The 26,255-nt window shown below is 71.3% G+C and carries 26 protein-coding genes; 9 read left to right on the forward strand and 17 right to left on the reverse strand.

Annotated elements, in window-relative coordinates; all coding sequences use genetic code 11:
* The coding region (locus H0488_RS09425) for an aminotransferase class V-fold PLP-dependent enzyme (protein WP_183099023.1) at positions 1–382 on the forward strand (382 nt) is incomplete at its 5' end.
* The gene (locus H0488_RS24635; protein ID WP_183099024.1) at positions 379–615 is read left to right on the forward strand and encodes a sulfurtransferase TusA family protein; all 237 of its coding nucleotides are present in this window, start codon (positions 379–381) and stop codon (positions 613–615) included. The genes H0488_RS09425 and H0488_RS24635, both read left to right, overlap by 4 nt.
* Here H0488_RS24635 and H0488_RS09435 read toward each other — a convergent pair.
* Positions 608–1,540: a carbohydrate kinase family protein gene (locus tag H0488_RS09435; protein ID WP_183099043.1), complete on the reverse strand. Its 933-nt coding sequence runs from the start codon at positions 1,538–1,540 to the stop codon at positions 608–610. The genes H0488_RS24635 and H0488_RS09435 overlap by 8 nt on opposite strands.
* Before the next feature lie 120 nt (positions 1,541–1,660).
* Between H0488_RS09435 and H0488_RS09440 the strand changes: the two genes are divergently transcribed.
* Entirely contained in the window at positions 1,661–1,873 is a 213-nt protein-coding gene (locus H0488_RS09440) for a hypothetical protein (RefSeq protein ID WP_183099025.1), read from the forward strand.
* A 55-nt stretch (positions 1,874–1,928) separates the two neighbouring features.
* On the opposite strand, the gene H0488_RS09445 is transcribed toward H0488_RS09440, so the two are convergent.
* From H0488_RS09445 to H0488_RS09455, 3 genes are all read right to left on the reverse strand, one after another.
* Positions 1,929–2,390 carry a HesB/IscA family protein gene (locus H0488_RS09445; RefSeq protein WP_376768462.1) on the reverse strand — a complete coding sequence of 154 codons (462 nt, stop codon included), beginning with the start codon at positions 2,388–2,390 and terminating at the stop codon, positions 1,929–1,931.
* A 79-nt stretch (positions 2,391–2,469) separates the two neighbouring features.
* Entirely contained in the window at positions 2,470–3,591 is a 1,122-nt protein-coding gene (locus tag H0488_RS09450; RefSeq protein ID WP_183099026.1) for an NAD(P)-dependent alcohol dehydrogenase, read from the reverse strand.
* A gap of 26 nt (positions 3,592–3,617) precedes the next feature.
* Positions 3,618–4,703 carry a glycerate kinase family protein gene (locus tag H0488_RS09455; protein ID WP_183099027.1) on the reverse strand — a complete coding sequence of 362 codons (1,086 nt, stop codon included), beginning with the start codon at positions 4,701–4,703 and terminating at the stop codon, positions 3,618–3,620.
* Between the two features lie 34 nt (positions 4,704–4,737).
* Here H0488_RS09455 and H0488_RS09460 point away from each other — a divergent pair, with 34 nt between their 5' ends.
* The 3 genes from H0488_RS09460 (at position 4,738) to H0488_RS09470 (ending at position 7,490) form a co-directional block, all read left to right on the forward strand.
* On the forward strand, positions 4,738–5,616 hold the full coding sequence (locus H0488_RS09460) for a GNAT family N-acetyltransferase (protein ID WP_312856267.1): 879 nt from the start codon (positions 4,738–4,740) through the stop codon (positions 5,614–5,616).
* Positions 5,617–5,690: 74 nt separating this feature from the next.
* Positions 5,691–6,875, forward strand: coding sequence for a quinolinate synthase NadA (gene nadA / locus H0488_RS09465; protein WP_183099028.1), 1,185 nt, complete (start codon positions 5,691–5,693; stop codon positions 6,873–6,875).
* Between the two features lie 30 nt (positions 6,876–6,905).
* A complete protein-coding gene (locus H0488_RS09470) occupies positions 6,906–7,490 on the forward strand; it encodes a DUF3043 domain-containing protein (RefSeq protein ID WP_220794385.1) in 585 nt (194 codons plus the stop codon).
* A 12-nt stretch (positions 7,491–7,502) separates the two neighbouring features.
* On the opposite strand, the gene H0488_RS09475 is transcribed toward H0488_RS09470, so the two are convergent.
* Positions 7,503–8,498 carry an aldo/keto reductase family protein gene (locus H0488_RS09475; protein ID WP_183099030.1) on the reverse strand — a complete coding sequence of 332 codons (996 nt, stop codon included), beginning with the start codon at positions 8,496–8,498 and terminating at the stop codon, positions 7,503–7,505.
* A gap of 49 nt (positions 8,499–8,547) precedes the next feature.
* Here H0488_RS09475 and H0488_RS09480 point away from each other — a divergent pair, with 49 nt between their 5' ends.
* A complete protein-coding gene (locus H0488_RS09480) occupies positions 8,548–9,090 on the forward strand; it encodes a GNAT family N-acetyltransferase (protein WP_183099031.1) in 543 nt (180 codons plus the stop codon).
* Positions 9,091–9,145: 55 nt separating this feature from the next.
* Here H0488_RS09480 and H0488_RS09485 read toward each other — a convergent pair whose 3' ends face one another.
* Positions 9,146–10,786, reverse strand: a complete 1,641-nt coding sequence (locus H0488_RS09485) for a M4 family metallopeptidase (RefSeq protein ID WP_183099032.1) — start codon at positions 10,784–10,786, stop codon at positions 9,146–9,148.
* 175 nt (positions 10,787–10,961) lie between these two features.
* Positions 10,962–11,717: a 4-hydroxy-tetrahydrodipicolinate reductase gene (gene dapB / locus H0488_RS09490; protein WP_312856268.1), complete on the reverse strand. Its 756-nt coding sequence runs from the start codon at positions 11,715–11,717 to the stop codon at positions 10,962–10,964.
* An 80-nt stretch (positions 11,718–11,797) separates the two neighbouring features.
* Between dapB and H0488_RS09495 the strand changes: the two genes are divergently transcribed.
* Positions 11,798–12,316 (forward strand): class I SAM-dependent methyltransferase, encoded by a 519-nt coding sequence (locus H0488_RS09495; protein WP_183099033.1) that lies wholly within the window; start codon positions 11,798–11,800, stop codon positions 12,314–12,316.
* 68 nt (positions 12,317–12,384) lie between these two features.
* Here the strand turns inward: H0488_RS09495 and H0488_RS09500 are convergent, their stop codons facing one another.
* From H0488_RS09500 to H0488_RS09515, 4 genes are all read right to left on the reverse strand, one after another.
* Positions 12,385–13,629, reverse strand: coding sequence for a M16 family metallopeptidase (locus H0488_RS09500; RefSeq protein WP_312856269.1), 1,245 nt, complete (start codon positions 13,627–13,629; stop codon positions 12,385–12,387).
* 105 nt (positions 13,630–13,734) lie between these two features.
* Positions 13,735–15,951 (reverse strand): polyribonucleotide nucleotidyltransferase, encoded by a 2,217-nt coding sequence (locus H0488_RS09505; protein ID WP_183099034.1) that lies wholly within the window; start codon positions 15,949–15,951, stop codon positions 13,735–13,737.
* A gap of 240 nt (positions 15,952–16,191) precedes the next feature.
* Positions 16,192–16,467, reverse strand: coding sequence for a 30S ribosomal protein S15 (gene rpsO / locus H0488_RS09510; RefSeq protein WP_183099035.1), 276 nt, complete (start codon positions 16,465–16,467; stop codon positions 16,192–16,194).
* A gap of 171 nt (positions 16,468–16,638) precedes the next feature.
* The gene (locus H0488_RS09515; protein WP_183099036.1) at positions 16,639–17,583 is read right to left on the reverse strand and encodes a nucleoside hydrolase; all 945 of its coding nucleotides are present in this window, start codon (positions 17,581–17,583) and stop codon (positions 16,639–16,641) included.
* A 32-nt stretch (positions 17,584–17,615) separates the two neighbouring features.
* Here H0488_RS09515 and H0488_RS09520 point away from each other — a divergent pair, with 32 nt between their 5' ends.
* Entirely contained in the window at positions 17,616–19,733 is a 2,118-nt protein-coding gene (locus H0488_RS09520) for a molybdopterin-dependent oxidoreductase (protein WP_312856270.1), read from the forward strand.
* Here H0488_RS09520 and H0488_RS09525 read toward each other — a convergent pair.
* From H0488_RS09525 to infB, 6 genes are all read right to left on the reverse strand, one after another.
* Positions 19,720–20,727 carry a hypothetical protein gene (locus tag H0488_RS09525; protein ID WP_183099038.1) on the reverse strand — a complete coding sequence of 336 codons (1,008 nt, stop codon included), beginning with the start codon at positions 20,725–20,727 and terminating at the stop codon, positions 19,720–19,722. The genes H0488_RS09520 and H0488_RS09525 overlap by 14 nt on opposite strands.
* Positions 20,728–20,736: 9 nt before the next feature.
* The gene (locus H0488_RS09530; RefSeq protein ID WP_183099039.1) at positions 20,737–21,684 is read right to left on the reverse strand and encodes a bifunctional riboflavin kinase/FAD synthetase; all 948 of its coding nucleotides are present in this window, start codon (positions 21,682–21,684) and stop codon (positions 20,737–20,739) included.
* Between the two features lie 10 nt (positions 21,685–21,694).
* Positions 21,695–22,837, reverse strand: a complete 1,143-nt coding sequence (locus H0488_RS24020; protein WP_246371727.1) for a serine hydrolase domain-containing protein — start codon at positions 22,835–22,837, stop codon at positions 21,695–21,697.
* 4 nt (positions 22,838–22,841) lie between these two features.
* Entirely contained in the window at positions 22,842–23,699 is an 858-nt protein-coding gene (gene truB, locus H0488_RS09540; RefSeq protein WP_183099040.1) for a tRNA pseudouridine(55) synthase TruB, read from the reverse strand.
* Positions 23,699–24,160, reverse strand: coding sequence for a 30S ribosome-binding factor RbfA (rbfA, locus tag H0488_RS09545; protein WP_183099041.1), 462 nt, complete (start codon positions 24,158–24,160; stop codon positions 23,699–23,701). The genes truB and rbfA overlap by 1 nt, the downstream gene beginning before the upstream one ends.
* Positions 24,160–26,255 (reverse strand): translation initiation factor IF-2 (infB, locus tag H0488_RS09550; RefSeq protein ID WP_183099042.1); only part of this gene is annotated, 2,096 nt, incomplete at its 5' end. The genes infB and rbfA, both read right to left, overlap by 1 nt.

Genomic DNA, 26,255 nt, shown 5'->3' on the forward strand with positions numbered 1-26,255 from the left:
CCTCGCCGACCGGGAGGCGACGGCGGTCCGCCAGCACGCCCTGGTCGACCGGATCCGGGCCTGCGCGGGCGCGCTGCCGGACACCGAGGTCGTCGGCGACCCCGTCGACCGGCTGCCGCACCTGGTGACCTTCTCGTGCCTCTACGTCAGCGGTGACGAGCTGGTCTCCGGCCTCGACCGGCGGGGGTTCGGCGTCGCCAGCGGCTCGGCGTGCACCGCGTCGACGCTCGAGCCCAGCCACGTGCTGGCGGCGATGGGTGCGCTGACGCACGGCAACGTCCGGGTCTCGCTGCGGCGCGACACGGGCGAGGACGAGGTCGAGGAGTTCTGCACCGCCCTCACCGACGTGGTCACCGGCATCCGTGCTGGGATAGGTCTGTGACCGCCGAGCGCACCGAGATCGACTGCCGGGGGCTGGTGTGCCCCGGCCCCGTCATCGCGCTGGCCAAGGCACTGCCGGGCGTCGCCGTGGGCGACCTGCTGGCGCTGGTCGCCGACGACCCGGCGGCACGGCACGACGTCGCGGCCTGGTGCCGCATGCGCGGCCAGGAGTACGTCGGGGAGGAGTCCGGCGAGGACGGGGTCCCCCGCTACGTCGTCCGCCGCGTCAGTTGATGTGGGCAGCGACCTCGTCGGCCGCCTCGTCGCCGTACGACAGGCGCAGGCGGTCGACGAACTCCGCGGACGTGAAGGAGTACTCCTGGGGGCCGACGGTCTCGACGACGTAGGCGGCCAGCACGCAACCCACCTGCGCGGCCCGCTCGAGGCTCAGCTCCCACCCGAGGGCGGCGATGAAGCCGGCCCGGAACGCGTCACCGACACCGGTCGGCTCCACCGGGCTGACGTTCTTGGCGGCCGGCACCTCGATCAGCTCCTGCTCGGTGCCGGAGATCCGCACGCCGTTGGCGCCGAGGGTGGTCACCTGGAGGCGGACCCGGGACGCGATGTCGCTCTCGGTCCAGCCGGTCTTCTTCTCGATGACGTGGGACTCGTACTCGTTGGTGATCAGGATGTCCGCGCCGTCGATCAGCTCGCGGATCAGGTCACCGTCGCCGAATGCGAGCTGCTGGGACGGGTCGGCGATGAACTGGTAGCCGCGCTGGCGGCACTCCTGGGTGTGCCGGAGCATGCCCTCAGGGTCGTCCGGGCCGATCAGGACGTACGCCGGCTCGCCGACCGCGTCGACGATCGGCTTGAGCTCGATCTCACGGGCCTCGCTCATCGCCCCGGGGTAGAACGACGCGATCTGGGCCATCGTGGAGTCGTTGGTGCACACGAACCGCGCGGTGTGGCGGGTCGGCGACACGTGGACGTGGTTGCAGTCGACGCCGTGCCGCTCGAGCCACGAGCGGTAGTCGGCGAAGTCCTCGCCGACGGCGCCGACGAGCACCGGGCGCAGGCCCAGCACGCCGAGCCCGAAGGAGATGTTGCCGGCGCAGCCGCCCCGGCGTACCTCGAGGTCGTGGACCAGGAAGCTGACCGAGAGCTTGTCGAGCTGGTCGACGACGAGGGAGTCGGAGAACTTGCCCTCGAACGTCATCAGGTGGTCGGTCGCGATCGAGGCCGCGATGAGGAGGGAGCCGCTGGCGTGAGTCACGACACGGAACACTACCGGCCGGTACCGCTGGGTCTACCTGCGAGTAGCGCCTAACGTCGAGGCATGACGCCGTACGAGGAGATCGAGACGCCCACCCAGCTGCGCGCCGACTGCGAGGCGGTCAACAGCCGGCTGGCCCGCGCCGCCCGCAAGGTCGTCGAGACCCCGCCCAGCATCCACTTCGACGAGTTCCCGCGCGAGATCCAGAAGCGCGACATCCAGATCTCCGAGGCCGCCCAGCGGCTGGCCAACGCGCTGCACCTGCACCTGGACTGACCCCGAACGAGCGAACGCCCCTGCCGATCGGCAGGGGCGTTCGTGGTTCTCAGGCTCAGTGGAAGCTGTCTCCACACGCGCACGAACCCGTGGCGTTCGGGTTGTCGATCGTGAAGCCCTGCTTCTCGATGGTGTCGACGAAGTCGATCACCGCGCCGTTGAGGTAGGGGACGCTCATCCGGTCGACCACGACCGAGACGCCGTCGAAGTCGGTGACGACGTCACCGTCGAGGCTGCGCTCGTCGAAGAAGAGCTGGTAGCGCAGGCCGCTGCAGCCGCCGGGCTGGACGGAGATCCGCAGCGAGAGGTCGTCACGACCCTCCTGCTCGAGGAGGCTCTTGACCTTGCCGGCCGCGACCGGGCTGAGGTTGATCTGGTCCTCGCGACGGTCGACGATCACGGGGGCGGCAACGGTCGCGGTAGACGTGGTCGCCGTGGACGTGGTCGCCGTGGACGTGGTCGCTGCGGGGGCCTCGTGGCTGTGGCCGTGGCCGCCGCATCCGCACTGGTCGCTCATGCTCTCTCCAGGTGAGTCTCGGGTCGTTACGACAGCCTCAATGGTCCCACATCCGTGGTTATTCCCCATGTTGCCGCGGTCACCAGGTGAGGACCGCCTTGACCACCTTGCCGGATGTCGTGTCCGCGATGGCGTCGGCGATCCGCTCGAACGGGTACGACGTGACCAGGTGGTCGACGTCGAACCCACCCTCCGCCCGCCGTCGGATCAGCTCGGGGATCATCAGCTGCGGGTCCGAGTCGCCCTCGATCGACGAGCGGATGACCTTGCCCGACTGCAACAGGTCGATCGCGTCGATGGGGTACTCCGGCGCCCCGAGACCCAGGGCCATCAGCGTCCCCCGCGACCGCAGCGAGTGCTGCGCCTGCTGCACCACGGCCGGCAGTGCCGTCGTGTCGATCGCGTACGCCGCACCGCCGCCGGTCAGCTCCTTGACCCGGTCGACCACCGGGGCCGTGCCGGGGTCGTCGGCGCCGGCGTTCGGGTCGAGCGCGACGGCGCCGTACCCCTCGGCCAGCCGGCGGCGCGCCGGCACCGGGTCGACGGCGATCACGGTCTCCACGCCGGCACCGCAGGCGGCGGCGACCGCGGCCAGACCGACCGCGCCGGCGCCGTACACGACGAGGCTCTCGGTGGGGTGCGGCCGGAGCACGTTGAGCACCGTGCCGGCCCCCGTCTGGAAGCCGCAGCCGAACGGCGCCAGCAGGGCGAGGTCGAGGTCCTTGGGCACGACCACGCAGTTGTCGGCGTACGCCAGGGAGTGCCGGGCGAAGCTCGACTGGCCGAAGAACGACCCGAACACGGTCTCCTCGCCCCGGCGCAGGGTGGTCGAGCCGTCCGGACGCATGCCCATGTAGTTGAGCAGGATGTGCTGGTCGCAGTAGCCCACGTCACCGGCGCCGCACGGGCCGCACGCGCCGCAGGAGCGGAAGCTCATGACGACGTGGTCGCCGACCTCGATCCCCTCGACGTCCGCGCCGATCGCCTCGACGACACCGGTCCCCTCGTGCCCCATCACCGTCGGGAACATCTCGACGGGCAGCATCGTCGGCACGGTCAGGTCGGTGTGGCACAAGCCGGTCGCCACGATCCGCACGAGCACCTCGTCGGGACGGGGGTCGTCGATCTCGACCTCGGTGAAGACGAACTCGTGGTCGGTCCCGGTGAACGGCGCGGTCGCGAGGGCGACGGTGGTCTGCATGGAGGGAATCTAGAACATGTTCTGGTTCACGTGGACCAGGTCCGAGCCACCCGCTGGGCCAGCGCGGCCAGCGACCCGGCGGGATCGCCGAGCGCGCGCTCCTCCCCCACCAGGTCGACCAGCGAGTACGCCGAGTCCATGCCGAGCGCCCGCATCTCGCGGGAGCCGACCAGCACCTGCCCGGCCAGCGCGACGCACGGGCGGAGCGCCTCGGCGGCGATCGCCGCCACCCCGGCGGGCACCTTCCCGGCGCGGCTGCTGAAGTCGAACGCGCCCTCGCCGGTGACGACGATGTCCGCGGCCCGCGCCCGCTCCGCCAGGCGTACGGCGTCCGCGACCAGCTCGATCCCGGACTGCCGGCGGGCGCCCAGGAGCATCAGTGCGAAGCCGAGGCCGCCCGCAGCCCCCGCGCCCTTCTCCAGCGCGAGGCGCCGGTCGGTCGCAGCGGCGAACTGCTCGAGAGCGCCGTCGACCCGCACGATGTCGTCCTCTGCGAGCCCTTTCTGGGGCCCGAACGTCTTGGCCGCGCCGAACAGCCCGGCCAGCGGGTTGTCGACGTCGGTCGCGGCGACCAGCTCGATGCCCGCGAGCGCGTCCCGCGCCGCGGTGAGGTCGACCGTCGTGACGCCGGTCAGGCCGTCACCCCCGTCGGTGAGTGCGACGTCCGCAGTGGCGCCCAGCGCCGCCAGCATGCCGGCCCCCGCGTCGGTCGTGCCGGAGCCACCGAGCCCCACGACCGCCCGTCGTACGCCGACGCCCCGCGCCTTCGCGAGGAGCTGACCCACGCCGCGCGTGTGTGCTCGGCCGCCCTGCTCCGCACCGGTGAGGTGGATCCCGCACGCCTGCGCGCTCTCGACGTACGCGGTGCCGTCGACGACCAGCAGGGTCGCCGGAACCTCGCCCTCCAACGGGCCGTCGACGGTGGTCACGAGCAGCTCGCCACCCAGCGCGGCGTGCAGGACGTCGACGAACCCGGGACCACCGTCGGACATCGGCGCGAGGTCGACCTCGTCGTCGGGCGCCTGCCGCCGCCAGCCCTCGGCGATCGCCTCGGCCGCCTCGACCGCTGTCAGCGTTCCGGCGAACTTGTCGGGCGCCACCAATATCCGCATGCGCGCCATCCTGCCCAAGCCGTAGGTTCCCGGGGTGACCGAGGTGCTGATCCGCCCGATGCTCGCAGCCGACGTGCCCGTCGCGGAGCAGATCAGCGACCTGTCGTTCCACGAGCTCGACCAGCGCACCACCACCCGCTCGGACCCGGTCCCGGAGCGCCGCACGGCGGAGCACAGCGCGCGGTGGATCTCGCGCACCCACCGGTTCCTCGAGCACGATCCAGGAGGCTGCTGGGTCGCCGAGGACGAGTCAGGGGTCGTGGGCTTCGCGACGTCGTTCGTCCGCGGCGAGGTGTGGTGCCTCGCGACGTACGCCGTGCTCCCGGGTCTGCAGGGCCAGGGCATCGGCCGGCGGCTGCTGGACAGCGCCCAGTCGTACGCCGCCGACTGCCCCGCGGGGATGCTGTCCGCGTCGTCCGACCCGCGCGCGCTGCGCCGATACTGGCGGGCCGGCTTCGCTCTCCATCCCCAGATGCTGCTGCGGGGAGCGGTCGACCGCGCGGCGCTCCCGCGCGGCGCGGGCATCCGCGCAGGCCGGCCCGACGACCTCGCGTTCATGGACGAGCTGGTGGCGGGCCTGCGCGGCGGCGGCCACGGACCCGATCACCCGACGCTGGCCGAGATGGCACGCCCTCTGGTCGCCGAGACCGCGACCGGCTGGGGGTTCGCCTACACCGACGGCGCCCGGCTGACCCTGCTCGCCGCGACCGACGAAGCCACCGCGACGGCACTGCTGTGGGAGTGCCTGGGCGACGCCGGCGACACCTATCTCGTGCCGCACGTGACGGCCGCGAACCAGTGGGCGATCGACGTCGCCATGACCGCTGGGCTCGAGCTCGCCCAGTCGGGCTACCTCGGCGTGCGCGGAATGGCCCCGCCCGCGCCGTACGTTCACAACGGCGCGCTCCTGTAGCGCGGCCGCGCTCGGGTCGATCCAGGCCTCAACCACGAATCGGCGCCCGCACGGGTGCGGAATAGGATTCGACCATGACCTCCGTCGACCTCCCGCTGCTGCCGCTGGGCCGCGGCACCGACCCGCTCTCCGAGCGCGGCGTCGAGTGCCCGGGCGACCTGCCGGCCGCCTCCGACCCCGACCTGGTGGCGCGGGCCCGCGCCGCGAAGGAGGCGCTCGGCGACAAGGTGTTCGTGCTGGGGCACCACTACCAGCGCGACGAGGTGATCCAGTTCGCCGACGTGACGGGCGACTCGTTCAAGCTCGCGCGCGACGCGGCCGGCCGCCCCGAGGCCGAGTACATCGTCTTCTGCGGCGTGCACTTCATGGCCGAGTCGGCCGACATCCTGACCGGCCCCCACCAGCAGGTCATCCTCCCCGACCTGGCCGCCGGCTGCTCGATGGCCGACATGGCCCGGATCGCCCAGGTCGAGACCGCCTGGGAGGCGATGGCTGCAGCCGGCGTGCAGGACCAGGTGGTGCCGGTCACCTACATGAACTCCACGGCCGCCATCAAGGCGTTCTGCGGCCGCAACGGCGGCATCGTGTGCACGTCGTCCAACGCCGAGGTCGCGCTCGACTGGGCGTTCGAGCAGAAGGGCGCCGGCAACCCCGACACCAAGGTCCTCTTCCTGCCCGACCAGCACCTCGGCCGCAACACCGCCGTGCTCAAGCTGGGCCTCACGCTCGACGACTGCGTGGTGTGGAACCCGTTCAAGCCCAACGGCGGGCTGACCGTCGAGCAGCTCCGCGACGCGAAGGTCATCCTCTGGAAGGGCCACTGCTCGGTGCACGGCCGGTTCTCCGCGGACGTGATCGACGACCTGCGCGCCAAGATCGCCGACCTCAACGTGATCGTGCACCCGGAGTGCCAGCACGAGGTCGTGCTGAAGGCCGACTACGTCGGCTCGACCGAGTACATCATCAAGACCATCGAGGCGGCGCCGGCCGGCTCCAGCTGGGCGATCGGCACCGAGCTCAACCTCGTCCAGCGGCTCGCCAACGCTCACCCCGACAAGAACATCGTCTTCCTCGACCGCAACGTCTGCTACTGCTCGACGATGAACCGGATCGACCTTCCCCACCTCGTGTGGGCGATGGAGTCGCTGGTCGAGGGCGTCGTCGTCAACCGGATCGAGGTCGACCCCCAGACCGAGCAGGACGCGCTGGTCGCCCTGCAGCGGATGCTCGACCTCCCCGGCAAGAGCCACCGTGACTGACCAAGAGAACCCGGCCGAAGCTAAGGGGCGATGAGCGTGTTCCGCCGTACCAAGTCCGAGCCCGTCGAGACCGCCCCGGCCAAGCCGGGGGGCAAGGGTCGTCCCACGCCGACGCGCAAGGAGGCCGAGGCGTTGGCCAAGGCCAAGGCGCGCGCGCCGCGCGACAAGAAGGAGATGGCCGCCCGGGCCCGCCAGGTGAAGAGCGAGAACAGCCGCGTGATCCGCGAGGCGATGAAGACCGGCGACGAGCGCTACCTGCTCCCCCGCGACAAGGGTCCCGTCCGGCGGTTCATCCGCGACTACGTCGACAGCCGCTTCACGATCGTCGAGCTGCTGATCCCGCTGCTGATCATCTCCTTGATCCTCGGCTACTCCGGTTCACCGGCGCTGGGTCAGCTCAGCTCGCTGGTCGTCATGGCGACGTTCCTGTTCGTGATCGTCGACATGGTGATCCTGCGGTTCCGGCTCAAGAAGCAGCTCACCCGCCGGTTCCCGGACGAGCCGCTCAAGGGCACGACCTACTACGCCGTGATGCGGTCGCTGCAGATGAAGTTCATGCGGATGCCGAAGGCCAAGGTCAAGATCGGCCAAGAGCTCCCCGACGACTACCGCTGAACCGGCCGACGCTCAGAGGCGCGGCGACTGGGTCAGCGCCGGGTCGGTCGTCATGACCGGCGCGACCACCTCGTCGATGGCCTTCATGGTGGCCTCGTCGAGCGCCACACCCGCGGCCTTGACGTTCTCGGTGACCTGCTCGGGGCGGGAGGCGCCGATGATCGCGGCGGAGACGTTGTCGTTCTGCAGCACCCAGGCGACGGCCAGCTGGGCCATGCTCAGGCCGACGCCGTCGGCGATGGGCTGCAGCAGCTGGACGCGCTCCAGCACGTCGTCCTCGAGCCAGCGCGAGATCATCGTGGCCCCGCCCTTGTCGTCGGTCGCCCGCGAGCCGGCCGGCGGCGCCTGGCTGGGACGGTACTTGCCGGTCAGCACGCCCTGCGCGATCGGCGACCAGACGATCTGGCCGATCCCGAGCTCGCGACAGGTCGGCACCACCTCGGCCTCGATCACCCGCCAGAGCATGGAGTACTGCGGCTGGCTCGAGACCAGCGGCACCCGCAGCTCCCGGGCGAGCTCGTGGGCGGCCCGGATCTCCTCGGCCCGCCACTCCGAGACGCCGATGTAGAGCGCCTTGCCGGCGCGGACGACGTCGGCGAACGCCAGCATCGTCTCCTCCAGCGGCGTGCCGTGGTCGTAGCGGTGGGCCTGGTAGAGGTCGACGTAGTCGGTGCCGAGCCGACGCAGCGAGCCGTCGATCGACTCCAGGATGTGCTTGCGCGAGAGGCCCTTGTCGTTGTGGGCGCCGGGGCCGGTCGGCCAGAAGACCTTCGTGAAGATCTCCAGCCCCTCTCGACGCTCCCCCGCCAGCGCCTTGCCGAGCACGCTCTCGGCGGCGGTGTTCGCATAGACGTCAGCGGTGTCGAAGGTCGTGATGCCCTCGTCGAGGGCCTGCCGGACGCACGCGAGGGCGGCGTCCTCCTCGACCTGCGAACCGTGGGTGAGCCAGTTGCCGTACGCGATGGCCGAGATCTTCAGGCCGCTCGCACCGAGGTTGCGGATCTCCATGGGGCCGACCCTATCCAGCGCGAGAAAGTCGCCCTGCGAGGATGAGCCCATGCCGACCGCCGACGTCTCCGTCCGCGTGGCGTGGACCCAGGACGCCGCCGGCATCGCCGCCGTCCAGCTCCGCGCCTGGCAGCAGCGGTACGCCGCGATGCTGCCGCTGCTGATGGCCGAGCGCGGCCTCGACCCCGAGACCCACACGGTCGCCTGGGGCGAGTCGCTCAGCCGGCCGCCGGAGGCCCGCCACCGCGCGCTGGTGGCCCTCGAGCGCAACCGGGTCGTGGGCTTCGCGCTCACCGGGCCCGCGACCGACCCCGACGCCGACCCGGCCGTCGACGGTGCCCTCGGCGAGTTCACGGTCGACCCGGCAGAAACTCGGCAGGGTCACGGCTCGCGGCTGCTGCAGGCCGCCGTCGACACCCTGGTGGCCGACGGCTTCACCCGGGTCACCTGCTGGGTCGACAGCACCGACGATGCCGCCCGCACCTTCTTGACGAGCGCGGGCTGGGAGGCCGACGGCGCCAGCCGCGAGCTCGCCGACGAGGCCGGCGCGGGCACGGTGAAGCAGGTTCGGCTCCACGCCGCGATCGGCTGAAAAGCAGGGAGTGCGCCGGATCGCTCCGACGCACTCCCCTGCAGGTCGATCCTCGTCAGTTGACGTTCACGGCGCTCCAGGCGGCCGCGACGGTGGCGCGCTGGGTGCTGCCGGCGCCGAACAGGTCGGTCGCCGCGTTGAGGGTGGCGGTGCGGGCCTGGGCGTAGGTGGTGCCCGAGGTCATGTAGACCGTGAGCGCCCGGAACCAGATCCGCTCGGCGTCGGAGCGGCCGATGCCCGTGATCGTCGAGCCGTTGCAGGTCGGCGAGCTGTGCGCCTTGCCGCCGATCGTCTTCGCACCCGAGCCCTCGGCGAGCAGGTAGAAGAAGTGGTTGCCGACGCCCGAGGAGTAGTGCACGTCGACGTTCTTGGTGCTCGAGCTCCAGCAGGAGTGCGAGCTGCCGTCGAGGGACGGGTTGTCCATCCGCCGGAACCCGTCGTGCTGGGCCAGGTCGAACTCCTCGCCGATGTAGTAGTCAGCGGGGTCGTTGGCGTTCGCCGCGTAGAACTCGACCATCGTCCCGAAGATGTCGGAGGTCGCCTCGTTGAGACCGCCGGACTCGCCCGAGTAGGTCAGGGCGGCGGTGTTCTCGGTCACGCCGTGCGACATCTCGTGCCCGGCCACGTCCAGCGACACCAGCGGGCCGTAGGAGACGCCGTCGCCGTCGCCGTACGTCATCTTGGTGCCGTCCCAGAACGCATTGACGTAGCCGTTGCCGTAGTGGACTCGGTTGTAGGAGCCGGTGCCGTTGCCGAAGATGCCGTTGCGGCCGTGGATCTGCTGGTAGTAGTCCCACGTCACGTTCGTGCCGTACTGCGCGTCCACGCCGGCGGACTCCCGGCTGCTCGTGGAGCCGTTGCCGAAGAAGGTGTCGGTGCTGCTGAACGTGGTGCCGGGCTTGCATCCCGAGCCGAAGAGCTGGCAGAGGAGACCGTCGGTCTTGTTGCCGAAGTCGGTCGTGTACGTGTTGCCGCGGGTCGGGTCCTTGAGGAGGTACGACGACCCGGACGGCGTGACCTCGAGGTCGACCGTGCCGCTGTAGAGCGAGCTGCCCTCACCGTCGGTCGTCTGGATCCGCTCCTCGCGCCGGATCACGTCACCGGTGCGGGCGTCGACGTAGGTCAGCAGGCGGCTCGGGGTGCCGTCGGTGCGCCGGCCGCCGGTCGTGAACTCCCACGCCAGGCGCGGTGCGCCGGCGATGGTGTCGACCACGAGGCGGGGGTCACCGGCGACCCGCAGCCCGCGGATCGACCTGGTGGCCCGGTCCCTGGTGGTGACGGCGCGCTCGGCGCGGGCCTTGCCGACGGTCGGGCGCACCGAGACCCGTACCGGGGCCGCGAGGGTCTGGCTCACACCGTCCCAGGCTGCGTCCGGACCCTGGTGGACCACGAGGTCGCCGCCGATGACCGGGAGGCCCCGGTAGGACCGCTGCACGCGGACGTGGGTGGCGCCGTCGGCGTCACGGATGGTCGCGGTCGCCCGGAACTCCTGGCCGGGCGTCGCGCGCGCGACGAGCGGGTGCTCCTTCAGCGAGGCGATGGCCTTCTCGGCGACCCGGTCGCCGTCGGGCTTGGCGGCCGGCGTCGGTGCGCTGGAGGCGCCGGACGGGAGACCCAGGACCAGGGTGGCCAGGGTGGCGGCCGCGGCGGTGGCCGCTGCCAGGTGGGACCGGGATCGGGGCCCGAGCTTCGACACGGTTCTGCTCCTTGCATCAGGGAATGCCGGGCACGGGAGACATGCCGGGCGAGCAGAGGATCCCACCGGCGCCCGGCGGCGGCTACGACGTGGCCCGTGCAGGTTCCTGCAACGCACGAACTCGCAGTTCAGGGCAGTTGTCCTGCACGGCGCTCAGCCGCGCTCGCGCGTTCGACTACAGGTCGAGGAAGTGCTCGAGCCCGACCGTCAGACCCGGGTGGTCGGCGATCTGCCGGACCCCGGTCAGCACCCCCGGGGTGAACGAGACCCGGTCGAGCGAGTCGTGCCGGATCGTGAGCGTCTCGCCGACGCCGCCCAGGATGACCTCCTGGTGCGCGACCAGGCCGCGGATCCGGAGTCCGTGGACGTGGATGCCGTCGACGACCGCACCCCGGGCGCCGTCGAGCCCGGTGGAGGTCGCGTCGGGCACGGGCTCGCAGCCGGCCTCGCGGCGCGCGGCCGCGACCAGCTCCGCCGTACGGCGCGCGGTGCCGCTCGGGGCGTCCGCCTTGTTGGGGTGGTGCAGCTCGACGATCTCGACCGACTCGTAGAACGGCGCGGCGAGGGCGGCGAAGCGCATCATCAGGATCGCGCCGATCGAGAAGTTCGGGGCGATGAGGACTCCGGTCCTCGGCTCGCTCCCGAGCTGGTCGCCGAGGATGTCGAGGCGGTTCTGGTCGAACCCGGTCGTCCCGACGACCGCGTGGATGCCGTGCCGGATGCAGAAGGCGAGGTTGTCCATCACCACGTCCGGGTGGGTGAAGTCGACGACCACCTGGGCACCGGCGGTCTCGAGCGCCTCGATCGGGTCTCCCCGGTCGACCGCGGCCACCAGCGCCAGGTCGGGTGCCGCCTCGACGGCGCGGCACACCTCGGTGCCGACCTTGCCGCGAGAACCTAGGACGCCGACCCGGATCTGACTGCTCTCCACGGTGCCCAACCTAGTGCGTGCGCGTCTCTCGGCACTGTCGGTCCCGCGCTTCGACCTCAGGTTCTGGCAGGCTGGCCCCCATGGCGGTGCAGACGATCCCAGCGCGGCTGCGTTGGGCGGTGGATTTCATCGACGTGCAGCCCCAGGACCACATCCTCGAGATCGGCTGTGGCTCGGGGCAGGCAGCGGACCTGATCTGTCGACGGCTCGAGGGCCGCGGCAAGATGTTCGCGATCGACCGCTCCGAGGCCGGCGTCGACCGCACCAAGCAGCGGTGCGCCGCCCACATCGAGGCCGGCAAGCTGACCGTGCGCCAGATCGACCTGGCGACGTTGCGGGTGCCGGTGAAGCGGCTGACCAAGGTCTTCGCCTTCGACGTCAACCTGTTCTGGGTGCGCGACTGCAAGGACGAGGTCGCGCTCCTGCACGAGCGGGTGCTCCCCGGCGGGTCGGTCAACCTGTTCTTCGACACCTCCCGGCCCGAGCAGGTCCCGGAGATCATCACCAAGAGCGCCGAGGCACTGACCGAGGGCGGGTTCCGCGTCTACATCGCGACGTCCGACAAGCCCCCCGTCGTCGGGATCATCGGCCGCCGCTGATCTAGGCCGACCCGTCGCCAACTTGGAGCCGGGTCGACGCGTTGGCGGGCCGAGTTGGAGCCGGGTCGTCAGGGGCCGACGATGGCGAGCAGCTCGGGGCGGCCGAAGACGTCGGTCGCGACCGACCGGATGTCCTCGAGCGTGACGGCATCGATGCGCGCCATCACCTCGTCGATGCCGAGGACGTCGGCGTAGACGAGCTCGGCCTTGCCGAGGCGCATCATCCGGGACGCGCTGTCCTCGAGCCCGAGGACCAGCCCGCCGATGAGCTGACCCTTGCCTCGGGCGAGCTCCTCGGCCGTGATGCCGTGGGCGGTGATCCGGGACAGCTCGACCCGCACCACCTCGAGCACCTCGTCGAGCCGGTCGGGCAGGCAGCCGACGGCGACGCCGACGAGTCCGGAGTCGGCGTAGTGGCTGGCGAAGGAGTAGACGGAGTAGGCGAGCCCGCGGTGCTCGCGGACCTCCTGGAACAGCCGGCTCGACGTGCCGCCCCCGAGCGCGGTGTTGAGGACGCCGAGGGCGAACCGGCGGTCGTCGTCGCGCGGGATGCCCTCGGCCGCGAGCACCACGTTGACCTGCTCGAACGGGCGCGAGATCCGGCCCTCGCCGCCCCGGATCCGCGGCTGGCGCCGTCCGGTGCGCGGACCCGACGGCTCGGCCGTCCCGGCCAGGAAGTCGTGGCGGCGGAAGAACCGCCGGACCAGCTTGACGACCTCTGCGTGGTCGACCGCCCCCGCCGCGGACACCACCATGTTCTCGGGTCGGTAGTGCTTGCGGTAGAAGCGCTCGATCTGCGCCCGGGTCATCGACTCGATCGACGCGGTCGTGCCGGCGATCGGGCGACCGAGCGGGCCGCTCCCCCACGCCAGGTCGGCCAGCAGGTTCTGTACGACGTCGTCGGGGTCGTCCTCGTGCATGGCGATCTCGTCGAGGATGACGTCGCGCTCCGCGTCGACGTCGTGGGCCTCGAGCAGCGAGCCGGTGATCATGTCGCCGAGCACGTCGACCGCGAGCGGCAGGTCCTCTCCGAGGACCCGCGCGTGGAAGCAGGTGTACTCCTTGGCCGTGAAGGCGTTGAACTCGCCTCCGACCGCGTCGAGCGCGATCGAGATGTCGAGCGCCGAGCGCTCGTCGGTGCCCTTGAACAGCAGGTGCTCGAGGAAGTGGGAAGCGCCGTGGGTCGTCGCCGTCTCGTCACGCGAGCCCACGCCGATCCACACGCCCAGCGACGCCGACCGGGCGCCGGCCATCTGCTCGGTGATGATCCGCAAGCCGGACGGCAGCACCGTCCGACGTACCTGCGAGGTCACGTGGCCGTCGGCGTCGCGGACCGTCTCCAGGGTGCTGGTCGACGCGCGTCCGGTGGCGTGGAGTGCCGACGGCCGGCCGTCGGGACGGACTTGGTCACGTCAGTGTCACTCCGTGTCCTCGGTGGCCTCGGCGGGAGCCGTCTCCTCGACGACGGGGACCAGCGACAGCTTGCCGCGGTCGTCGATCTCGGCGATCTGCACCTGGATCTTCTGGCCGACCGCGACGACGTCCTCGACGTTCTCGACCCGCTTGCCGCCGGCGAGGTCACGCAGCTTGCTGATGTGCAGCAGGCCGTCCTTGCCGGGCATCAGCGAGACGAACGCACCGAAGTTGGTCGTCTTGACGACGGTGCCGAGGTAGCGCTCGCCGACCTCGGGCATCGTCGGGTTGGCGATCGCGTTGACCGCCTGCTTGGCGGCCTCGGCCGCCTCGCCGTTGGTCGCACCGATGTAGACCGTGCCGTCGTCCTCGATGGACAGCGTCGCGCCGGTGTCGTCCTGGATCTGGTTGATCACCTTGCCCTTCGGGCCGATGACCTCGCCGATCTTGTCCACGGGCACCCGGATCGTGATGATCCGCGGCGCGTAGAGCGACATCTCCTCGGGAGCGTCGATCGCCTCGCCCATGACGTCGAGGATCGCGAGCCGGGCGTCCTTGGCCTGGGTGAGCGCGGCACGGAGGACGTCGGCAGGGATGCCGTCGAGCTTGGTGTCGAGCTGGAGGGCGGTGACGAACTCACGGGTACCGGCGACCTTGAAGTCCATGTCGCCGAACGCGTCCTCGGCGCCGAGGATGTCGGTCAGCGCGACGTAGCGCGTCTCACCGTCGACCTCGTCGGAGATCAGGCCCATCGCGATGCCGGCGACGGCGGCCCGCAGCGGGACACCGGCCTGCAGCAGCGACATGGTCGACGCGCACACCGAGCCCATCGAGGTCGAGCCGTTGGAGCCCATGGCCTCGGAGAGCTGACGGATGGCGTAGGGGAACTCCTCACGCGTCGGCAGCACCGGCAGCAGCGCCCGACGCGCCAGGGCGCCGTGACCGACCTCGCGGCGCTTGGGCGAGCCCACGCGACCGGTCTCGCCGGTCGAGAACGGCGGGAAGACGTACTTGTGCATGTAGCGGCGGTGCTTCTCCGGGGAGAGCGTGTCGAGCTGCTGCTCCATCTTCAGCATGTCGAGGGTGGTGACACCCAGGATCTGGGTCTCGCCGCGCTCGAACAGCGCCGAGCCGTGGACGCGGGGCAGGATGCCGACCTCGGCGTGCAGCGGCCGGATGTCGGCGAGGCCACGGCCGTCCATGCGGACCTTGTCGCGCAGGACGCGCTCGCGCACGACCGCCTTGTTGACCGAGCGGAACGCCGCGCCGATCTCCTTCTCGCGGCCCTCGAAGGTCCCCGCGAGCTGCTCGAGCAGCCCGGCCTTGATCTCGTCGGTGCGAGCCTCGCGCTCCTGCTTGTCGGCGATGGTCATCGCGGAGACGAGGTCGGACTTCACCGCGGCGGAGACGGCGTCGTAGACGTCGTCCTCGTAGTCGAGGAAGACGGGGAACTCCTGGACCGGCTTGGCCGACTCCTTGGCGAGCTCCACCTGCGCCTCGACCAGCTGCTTGATGAACGGCTTGCTGGCGTCGAGACCGCCGGCGACGACCTCCTCGGTCGGCGCCTGGACGCCGTCCTGGACCAGCGTCCAGGTCTGCTCGGTGGCCTCGGCCTCGACCATCATGATCGCGACGTCACCGGTGTCGGTGACCCGACCGGCGACGACCATGTCGAAGACGGCGTTCTCGAGCTGGCTGTGGGTCGGGAACGCCACCCACTGGCCGTCGATGAGCGCGACCCGGACCGCGCCGACCGGGCCGGAGAACGGCAGGCCGGAGAGCTGGGTCGACATCGAGGCGGCGTTGATCGCGAGCACGTCGTACGGCGCGTCGGGGTTGAGCGCCAGGACGGTGATGACGACCTGGACCTCGTTGCGCAGGCCCTTCTTGAAGGTCGGGCGCAGCGGACGGTCGATCAGGCGGCAGGTGAGGATCGCGTCCTCGCCCGGACGACCCTCGGACCGGAAGAACGAGCCGGGGATCTGGCCCGCGGCGTACATCCGCTCCTCGACGTCGATCGTCAGCGGGAAGAAGTCGAAGTGGTCCTTGGGGTGCTTGCCGGCGGTGGTCGCCGACAGCAGCATGGTGTCTTCGTCGAGGTAGGCGGTCACCGAACCGGCGGCCTGGCGGGCAAGCAGCCCGGTCTCGAACTTGATGGTGCGGGTGCCGAACTTGCCGTTGTCGATCACGGTCTGGACGGCGGAGATAACGGGGTCAGTCAACGTTTGACTCTCTCGTTCGCGGTGCGATCCGCGACGGCCACGTCTGTGAATTCCGATCTTCGATCGAGGCATGCAGGACGCTGGTGCTGCGTGCGGCCCTGAGTGCCACTACCGAGGATCGGCATCGAGGTGACGCGGATCGCTCCTGTGGGTGTCTTGTTCAGTTGGACGAACGGACCGGGGGTCCGTCCGCAATGTAGCGAAGGGACCCACCGGAGTGGTGGATCCCTTCACGACGAACTAGCGGCGGAGGCCGAGGCGCTCCACGATCGACCGGTAGCGGTCGATCTCGGTCTTCTTCAGGTAGTTGAGCAGCCGGCGGCGCTGGCCCACGAGGAGCAGCAGCCCACGGCGGCTGTGGTGGTCATGCTTGTGCTGCTTGAGGTGCTCGGTCAGGTGACCGATGCGGTGGCTCAGCAGGGCGATCTGCACCTCTGGCGAACCGGTGTCGCCCTCGGTGGTGGCGTACTCGGAGATGATCTTCTTCTTGGTCTCTGCGTCGGTACCAATAGCCATGTGTCAGGGTCCTCTTCCGGTTCTCGTTGCGCGGCGCGCCCGGGCCTGTTCACCGGGGCACTCTTTGTCCGCGGCCGTTCGACGGCGGTGGTGCAGTCTTGATAGAGCAGTGATGTCGGCCAGCGGGCGACGCCACCGGCAACCGGTCAAGGCTAACAGCGGTGCTGAGCATCACCGAATTCCGGGATCGCCGCCCAACGAGGCGCACAACAGGTCGACGAACCGGTCGTGGTCGGCCCTCAGCGCGACCCGCACCGGCGCGCTCCCGGCCGCCTCGCCGGCGAAGGAGAAGCGGGTGGCGCCGTACGTCGTGGGGTCGGTCCGCTCGACCGTCACCTCGGCTCGGCGGACCTCGACCACGTCGGCGTCGAGCAGGCAGGCAACGGCCAGCGGATCGTGCAGGGGGGCTGCGCCGAGCGCGGCCATGGCCGGGTCCCGGCGGTACCACGCGATCCGGGCCTCGACGAGGTCCGCCGCGGTCAGCGCGGCGACCGTGCCGACGGTCCGGAGCCGCGCCACGTCGGCGGGGTCGAGCGGCGCCGAGAACGTCGCGTCCATCGTGACCAGCAGGAGGTCGCGGAAGCCCGCGGTGAGCACGTCGTGGGCGGCCTCCGGGTCGCACCAGACGTTGCGTTCGGCGTACGGCGTGACGCCCGGCTCACGATGCGAGCCGCCGAGCACCACCAGGCTGCCCACCGCCTCGACGAGGCGCGGGTCGGCGGCGAGCACCGCCGCGAGGTTGGTCAGCGGCCCTGTCGGCACGACGGTGACCGGCGTCGTCGTCGCCCGCAGGGTCTCGACCAGCCACTCGACCGCGGGGCTGCCGGCGGGCGTCGTCGGGTCCGGGAGCGGGAGCCGGGGCGCCAGGTCGGGCCGGCCGCTCGGCAGCGCCTCCAGCCGGGAGCGGACCGGACCGTTGCAGCCCGGGTGCACGCCGATGTCCCCTCTGCCGACCAGGTCGAGGACCCGCAGCGTGTTGTCCGTGGTGTGGCTGACGTCGTGGTTGCCCCACACGGTCGTGACCCCGAGCAGCGCGAGCTCGGGATGCAGGGCCGCCACCAGGATCGCGACCGCGTCGTCCGTGCCGGTGTCGCAGTCGAGGATCAGGGGGGTCACATCCGAAGGCTAGTTCTGCGACCATGGCGGGCGTGGAGCAGCGAGGCGCGGAGCAGCGAGTGGGCGTGTGCAATCTGTGCGAGGCCATGTGCGGCCTGGTGCTGACGATCGAGGACGGCCGGGTCACCGGCGCGCGGGGCAACCCCGACGACCCCCTCTCGCGCGGGCACATCTGCCCGAAGGGCGTGGCGATCGGCGACGTCCACGCCGACCCGGACCGGCTCCGCCGCCCGGTCCGGCGGGACCGCTCCACCGGCGAGTGGACCGAGATCGGCTGGGACGAGGCGTTCGACCTGGTCGCCGAGAAGGTGGCCGCCACGATCAACGAGCACGGCGACGACGCACTCGCGATCTACCTCGGCAACCCGAACGTGCACAGCCTCGGCGCGATGACGCACGGGGTCGCGATGGTCCAGTCGTTCCGGACCCGCAACAAGTTCAGCGCCACGTCCGTCGACCAGCTCCCCCACCAGCTCATCGGACACCTGCTCTACGGCCACCAGCTGCTGCTGCCGGTCCCGGACATCGACCGGACGTCGTACTTCCTGGTGTTCGGCGCCAACCCGATGGCCTCCAACGGGTCGCTCATGACCGTCCCCGACTTCCCGGCCCGGCTCCGCGAGCTGGATGCGCGTGGGGGCCGGATGGTGGTCTTCGACCCGCGCCGCACGGAGACCGCGAAGGTCGCCGCCGAGCACCACTTCGTCCGCCCCGGCACCGACGCCTGGGTGCTGCTCGCGATGGTGCACACGCTGTTCGCCGAGGGGCTGACCACGCCGCCGCCGTACGTCGACGGGCTCGACGAGGTCGAGCGCCTCCTGGCCGACTTCACTCCCGAGGCGGCCGAGCGCGCCAGCGGGGTGCCGGCCCGCGTGATCACCCAGGTCGCCCGCGAGTTCGCGGCCGCCGACGGCGCGGCCGCCTACGGGCGGATCGGGGTGTCCACCCAGGAGTTCGGGCTGGTCTGCCAGTGGGCGGTCCAGCTGCTCAACCTGGTCACCGGCAACCTCGACCGGGTCGGCGGCGCGATGCTGACGTCGCCGGCGATCGACGCGATCGGCCGCGGCCTCATCGGTCGCGGGCACTTCGACCGGCACCGTTCCCGGGTGCGGCAGGCTCCCGAGTTCGCAGGTGAGCTGCCGGTGGCGGTGCTGCGCGAGGAGATCGAGACGGCCGGAGAGGGACAGGTCCGCGCGCTGTTGACGCTCGCCGGCAACCCGGTGCTGTCGACGCCCGACGGAGCCGCGCTGGACCGGGCGATCGAACGCCTCGACTTCTACGCGGCCGTGGACTTCTACATCAACGAGACGACCCGCCGGGCCGACGTGATCCTGCCGCCCACGAGCCACCTCGAGCGCGACCACTACGACCTCGTGTTCCACCTGCTGGCGGTCCGCGACACCGCACGGTTCAGCCCGGCGGTCTTCCCCAAGGGGCGCGACCAGCGGCACGACTGGGAGATCTTCCGCGAGATCACCGCGCGCGTGACCGGGCGGCTGCGGGACAAGCCGTCACTCAAGCGGCGGCTGAGGCGTGCGGCCCGGCTCCGGCTCAGCCCGACCCTCCTCATCGCCACGCTGCTGCGCACCGGCAGGTCCGGCGTCACGATCACTGATCTCCGCAAGCACCCGGAGGGCGTCGACATCGGTCCGCTGCGCCCCGACCAGCTGCCTCGGCGGCTGGGCACGCGGGACAAGCGGATCCAGGCGGCGCCCGCGCTGGTCGTCGCCGACCTCGACCGGCTGCGCGGCCAGGAGCTGCCGACCGGCGACGAGCTGCTCCTCATCGGCCGCCGGCACCAGCGCGACTGCAACTCGTGGCTGCACAACACGACCCGGCTCACCAAGGGCCGGCCCCGCCACCAGCTGCTGATGCACCCCGACGACCTCGCCGCGCGCGGGCTGACCGACGGCTCGGTCGTGAAGGTGACCTCGCGGGTCGGCACCGTCGACGTCGCGGTGCAGGCCACCGACGACATGATGCCGGGTGTGGTCTCCCTCCCCCACGGCTACGGACACGGGCGCGCGGGTGCCCGGCTCGGAGTGGCCGACCAGGTCGCCGGCGCGTCGATCAACGACCTCACCGACCCCGACCGGCTCGACGTCTCGGGCAACGCAGCGCTGTCCGGCGTACCGGTCACGGTTGCGTAGCGGCCCCGTCCTTGAGCGACCGGTAGGCGACCCGGGCGCTGACCGCGCGCTCCAGCTCGCGGATCACACCTGAGAAGAACTGCTTGCGGTAGACGTCGTCGGTGACCGCGTAGACCGTGAAGTAGAGACCGCTGAACGCGGCCAGGAACACCGAGACCTGCACCAGCTCCCGGCTGAGCCGGTCGCCGTCCCAGGCCCCCATCGAGGAGACCACCGGGTCGAGGTCGCCGCCGGTCCAGGAGGCGACGACGCCGGGGTCCATGGCCACCACGCCGAAGACGATGAAGAACGCGAACACCGCGAGCGAGAGCAGCAGCACCTGGACGGTCTGGGACACCAGCAGGACCAGCACCAGGTTGGCCTTCTGCAGGCCCGTCACCTCGGCGTCGACCGAGCCCACCCGCTCGACCCGCCCCGCGATCGCCTCGGCGGCAGCCTCCAGCGGTGTGCCGCGGCAGGCGTCGAGCAGCTGCTGACGGTCGACCTCGTCGTCGACGTTGTCGAGCTCCTCGGGCAGCCGGGTGAGCAGGAAGCCGACGGCCACCCCGGCGAACAGCAGCACCGTCACCCACAGCACTCCCCCGTCGAGCGCGGCGGACACCTGCCACACCTCGGCGTTGATGAAGAGGAAGGTGATGAAGAGCAGCAGCAGCGGGAGCGCGCGGGTCACCAGCGGCAGCAGCAGACCGAGCGAGCGGAAGGTCCGCCTGATCGCCCAGCCCACGATCAACCACGCCCGCAGGGTCGCCACGGCGTAGATCCCCAGCACGAACCCGACCGCGCTGAGCGCGGCACCCAGACCCGCAGCAGTCGTCAGCGGGATGCTGACGGCGACACCGACGGCCGCAGCGACCAGGCACGCGACGAGGACGACCACGGAGACCCGGCCGCGCCGGAGCCCCGCGGAGACCTTCGCCCGGTAGGAGTCGACGAAGTAGGGCAGCCCGTGCGCGACGAACCAGAGCTCCGCGGCGTCGAGGTCTCGGTTCGGCACGGCGGCTCCTCAGATCCCGAGGATCTCGCGGGTCCGGTCGACGTCGTCGGCGATCGCGACGAGCAGGTCGTCGATGCCGTCGAACCGCACCATGCCGCGGATCCGGTCGACGAACTCCACCTCCACCTCCACGCCGTAGAGGTCGAGGTCGGTGCGGTCGAGGACGTAGGCCTCGACCCGGCGGTCCCGCTGGCCGTCGAAGGTCGGGTTGGTGCCCACGCTGATCGCGGCAGGGTGGTTGACGCCCGCGTCGATCCCGTCGAGTCGGCGCAGCCAGCCGGCGTAGACGCCGTCGGCGGGCGCCGCGCTGCCGGCCACGACCGGCACGTTCGCCGTCGGGTAGCCGAGCTCGCGGCCACGCTTGTCACCCTCGGTGACCACACCGCGCGTCGCGAACGGGCGACCGAGCGCCTCCGCGGCGCCGGCGACGTCGCCTGCCGCCAGGCAGGTGCGGACGTACGTCGACGACCACACCTGCGGGCCGCCGTCGAGCTGGACGGCCTCGAGCAGGAAGCCCCGCTCCGCTCCGGCCTCCCGGAGCGTCTGACGGTCACCAGCCGCGCGGTTGCCGAACCGGAAGTTGGCGCCGACCACCACCGCCTTCGCGTGGAGCGCGTCGACGAGGATCCGGTCGATGAACTCCTGCGGCGTCCAGGCCGCGATCTCTCGCGAGAACGGGATGACGAGCACGGCGTCGACGCCCGCGTCGCCCAGCAGCCGCAGCCGTTGGTCGATCGTGGTCAGCGTCGGGGGCGCGTGCTCGGGGCGGAGCACCGCGATCGGGTGCGGGTCGAACGTCACGGCCACCACGGTGGCGACCCCGACTTCCTCGGCGACCTCGCGGGCCCGCCGGACGACGTGCTGGTGCCCCAGGTGCATCCCGTCGAAGTTCCCGATCGTGACCACGGTGCGCTCAAGGGCAGCCGGGACCTCCTCGAACGTTCTCCACACGCGCACGGGCGCCAGACTACTGATCCGGTCCTTCGAGCAGTCGTCGGACCACGCTCTCGGTGACCCGCGGTCCCCGTTTCTCGAGGTCCCACCCGGGCTCTTCGCTCCGAACGGCGTTCGTGACCCAGAAGACCATCGCGTCCGGGTCGGGGAGCCGCGCGAGCTCGCCGTACGCATACCCGTTGCCGCCGTTGTGCCACAGCAGGCGGCCCACGCTGGTGTCCTGCACGACCCACCCGTAGCCGTAGAAGCTGTCCCCGCCGGGTTCCTCGCGCACCCATGGCTCGAACATCGCGGACTTGGCCTCCCGGTCGAGGACCCGGTCGTCCTCGAGTGCGAGGTGCCAGCGATACAGGTCGCGCGCGGTGGAGAGCAGCCCGCCGTTGCCGAGCAGGTGCCAGTACGGCCCGTCGGCCGCCCAGGGCCGCTCGTGGGGCCGCCCACGGGAGCGGCCGTCGGCGTCGTACTCGACGGCGATGTCGGACGCCTCCCAGTCCGGCAGGACGTAGCCGGTGCTGACCATGCCCGCCGGCTCGAACAGGTGCCGGGCGAGGTACTCCTCGTAGCCGAGGCCGGAGGCCTCCTCGATGATCGCGGCCAGCAGGCTGTAGCCCACGTTGGAGTAGAGGTACGCCGTGCCGGGCTCGGTCACCAGCTCGGAGCCGAACGCCGCCGCCTCGAGCTCCGGCCGCGTCACCTCCTCGTAGTCGCCGCCGAGGACGTCGACCAGACCCGACGTGTGGGTCAGCAGCTGGTCGATGGTGATGCGCCGTTTGTCGTCGGGGACGTCGGCGAGGTGCTCGCCGATCCGGTCGGTGACCCGCAGGCGCCCCTGCATCTGCAGCTTGAGCACGGCGGCGGCGGTGAACTGCTTCGTCATCGACATGACGTCGTAGACGGTGTCGCAGCCGGCCGCCGTACCGCTCTCGCGGTCCGCGTGCCCCCAGCCGGCGCACGCCACCAGCTCGCCGTCCCGCGCGGCGACCAGGGAGCCGCTGGACCCCGGAGGCACGGGGATGTCGAGCGGGGCCGCCGTCGCGACCTCGGTCGGTCGCGGACGGCTGTCCGGCTCCCGACTGCCCGGCTGACCGCTGCCCGCGTCGCAGCCGCTGACCCCCACCGCCAGCGCGACGAGGAGCAACAGCCGCGCCATCGACATGCGGTCAGCCTACGAACACGGCCGCCGGTCGCGCCCGATCGCCTTCCGGCCGGTAGAGCGCCAGGAACTCGCCGCCGGGCGCGAACACGGCGGTGAGCCCGTCGATCTCGAGCGGCAGCGCCCGGCCGTAACGGACCGCCTGCGCCTGCCCCGCATCCAGGTCGTACGACGGGAACGCCGCGCGCGCAGCATCGGCGAGCGGGGTCAGGACGACGTGGTCGAGGTCGGTGTTGGCGCCCTCGAGGGTGAACGGGCCGACGGAGTGGCGTCGCAGGGCTGTCAGGTGGCCGCCGACGCCGAGCGCGTTGCCGAGGTCCCGCGCGATCGCCCGGATGTAGGTGCCGCTCGAGCAGGCGACCCGGATCTCGAGGTCCAGGAAGTCGCCGTCGCGGCGGAACTCGCCGGCCTCGATCGCCCGGATCGTCACCGAGCGTGGCTTGAGGTCGACGGTCTCGCCCGCCCGGGCCCGGGCGTAGGCGCGCTGCCCGTCGACCTTGATCGCCGACACCGTCGACGGCACCTGCTCGATCTCGCCCTCGAAGGCGGCCAGCGCCGTCCGGACGTCGTCCTCGGTCAGGTGGGCCGCCGACGTGGTCGCGGTGACGTCACCCTCGGCGTCGTCCGTCGTGGTCGCGGCACCCAGCCGGACGGTGGCCGAGTACGTCTTCTCGGTGAGCATCAGGTGGCCCAGCAGCCGGGTGGCGCGCTCCACGCCGAGCACCAGGACCCCGGTCGCCATCGGGTCGAGCGTGCCTGCGTGACCGACCTTGCGGGTGCCGACGGCGCGCCGGACCCGAGCAACGACGTCGTGGGACGTCATCCCCGCGGGCTTGTCGACGACGACGAGGCCGGACTCGGCCACTACTCGTCGATGTCCTCGTCGTCGGCCCCGGCGTCCAGCGCCGCCTCGCGCGGCTTCTTGTACGGGTCGGCCTCGCCCGCCGGCCGCGCGCCCTCACGGGCGGCGGCCGTCGCGGCGTCGGCCTCGCGGGCCTTGGCGAGCACCTCGTCGAGGTGACGTGCGCTGTCCGGGATCATGTCGAGCTCGAAAGCCAACGACGGCACCTGACGCACCCCGAGCTGCTTGCCGACCTCGGCCCGCAGGACCCCCTTGGCCGACTCGAGCGCTGCCGCCGAGCTGGCCCGCTCCTCCTCCTCACCGAGGACGGTGTAGAAGATCGTCGCGTTCTGGGAGTCACCGGTCAGGCGGACGTCGGTGATGGTCACGAACCCGAGCCGCGGGTCCTTGATCCGTCGCTCGAGCATCTCGGCCACGATCACCTGGATCCGGTCGGCGATCTTGCGCACGCGTGGATTCGTCATCAGGACCTCGGGATCTCCTTCATCTCGAAGGCCTCGACGATGTCGCCTTCCTTGATGTCCTGGAAGTTCTTGAGCACGAGACCGCACTCGAAGCCCTCCCGGACCTCCGACGCGTCGTCCTTCTCCCGCTTGAGCGAGGCGAGGTCGAGGTTGTCGGCGACCACGGCGCCGTCGCGGAGGACGCGCACCTTGGCGTTGCGCCGGATGACTCCACCGATGACCATGCAGCCCGCGATGTTGCCGATCTTCGACGAGCGGAAGATCGCGCGGATCTCCGCCTGGCCGAGGGTCGACTCCTCGTACTCCGGCTTGAGCATGCCCTTGAGCGCGGCCTCGATCTCCTCGATGGCCTGGTAGATGATCGAGTAGTACTTGATCTCCACGCCCTCGCGGTCGGCGAGCTCGGTGGCCTTGCCCTGGGCCCGCACGTTGAAGCCGATGATGATCGCGTCGGAAGCGGCCGCCAGGTTGACGTTGGCCTCCGTGATCGCACCGACACCACGGTCGATGACCCGCAGCGAGACCTCTTCGCCGACCTCCAGCGCGGCCAGGGCGTCCTCGAGCGCCTCGACCGAACCGGACACGTCGCCCTTGAGGATGAGGTTGAGCTCCTGGCTCTCGCCCTTCTCCATGGAGGCCATGAAGTCCTCGAGAGTACGACGGACCCGCCGCTTCGCCTGCAGGGCGGCGCGCTCGCGCGCCTCCCGCTTCTCCGCGATCTGGCGCGCCATCCGGTCGTCCTCGACCACGATGAAGTTCTGGCCTGCGCCAGGCACCGCCGACAGACCCAGCACCTGGGCCGGACGACCCGGGTCGGCCGCCTCGAGCTCCACGCCGTGCTCGTCGAGCATGGCCCGGACCCGGCCGTGCGCCGGACCGGCGACGATCGAGTCGCCGACGCGGAGCGTGCCGCGCTGGACCAGGATCGTCGCGACCGGACCGCGACCGCGGTCGAGGTGCGCCTCGACCACGAGGCCCTGGGCGTCCTGCGTCGGGTTGGCCCGCAGGTCGAGCGACGCGTCGGCGGTCAGGATGACGGCCTCGAGCAGCTTGTCCAGGTTGAGGCCGGCCTTGGCCGAGACGTCGACGAACATCGCGTCGCCGCCGTACTCCTCGGGCACCAGGCCGTACTCGGTCAGCTGGCCGCGGACCTTGGTCGGGTCGGCCTCCGGCTTGTCGATCTTGTTGACCGCGACCACGATCGGCACACCGGCCGCCTTGGCGTGGTTGAGCGCCTCGACGGTCTGCGGCATCACGCCGTCGTCCGCCGCCACCACGAGGATCGCGATGTCCGAGGACTGCGACCCGCGGGCACGCATGGCGGTGAACGCCTCGTGACCCGGGGTGTCGATGAAGCTGATCCGGCGGTCGACGCCGTCGACCTCTGTGTGCACCTGGTAGGCACCGATGTGCTGGGTGATGCCACCCGCCTCACCGGCGACCACGTCGGCGCCGCGGAGGGCGTCGAGGAGCTTGGTCTTGCCGTGGTCGACGTGACCCATGACGGTCACGACCGGCGGCCGGATGACGAGGTCGGACTCGTCGCCCTCGTCGGCGCCGAACTCGAGGTCGAAGGACTCGAGCAGCTCGCGGTCCTCGTCCTCGGGCGAGACGATCTCGACCTTGTAGTTGAGCTCGTCACCGAGCAGCTCGAGGGTCTCGTCGCCCACCGACTGGGTCGCGGTGACCATCTCGCCGATGTGGAACAGCATCTGCACGAGCGAGGCCGCGTCGACGCCGATCTTGTCGGCGAAGTCGGTCAGCGAGGACCCACGAGCGAGACGGATCGTCTCGCCGCTGCCCTTGCGGACCCGCATGCCGCCGATGGTCGGGGCCTCCATGGCCTCGAACTCCTGGCGACGCGCGCGCTTCGACTTGCGGCCGCGTCGGGCGGGACCGCCCGGACGACCGAACGCACCCTGGGTCTGACCACGCTGGCCGGGACGTCCGCCACCGGGACGACCGCCGCCGCTGGGGCCGAAGCCACCGCCGGGACGACCGCCGCCGGGACCGCCACCAGGACCGCCACCGGGACCACCGCGACCGGGCGCACCGGCGCCCATGCCGCCGCGACCCGGAGCACCACCACGGGCGC

It is taken from the genome of Nocardioides pelophilus, from assembly GCF_014180685.1.
In the GTDB taxonomy this organism is placed as follows: domain Bacteria; phylum Actinomycetota; class Actinomycetes; order Propionibacteriales; family Nocardioidaceae; genus Nocardioides; species Nocardioides pelophilus.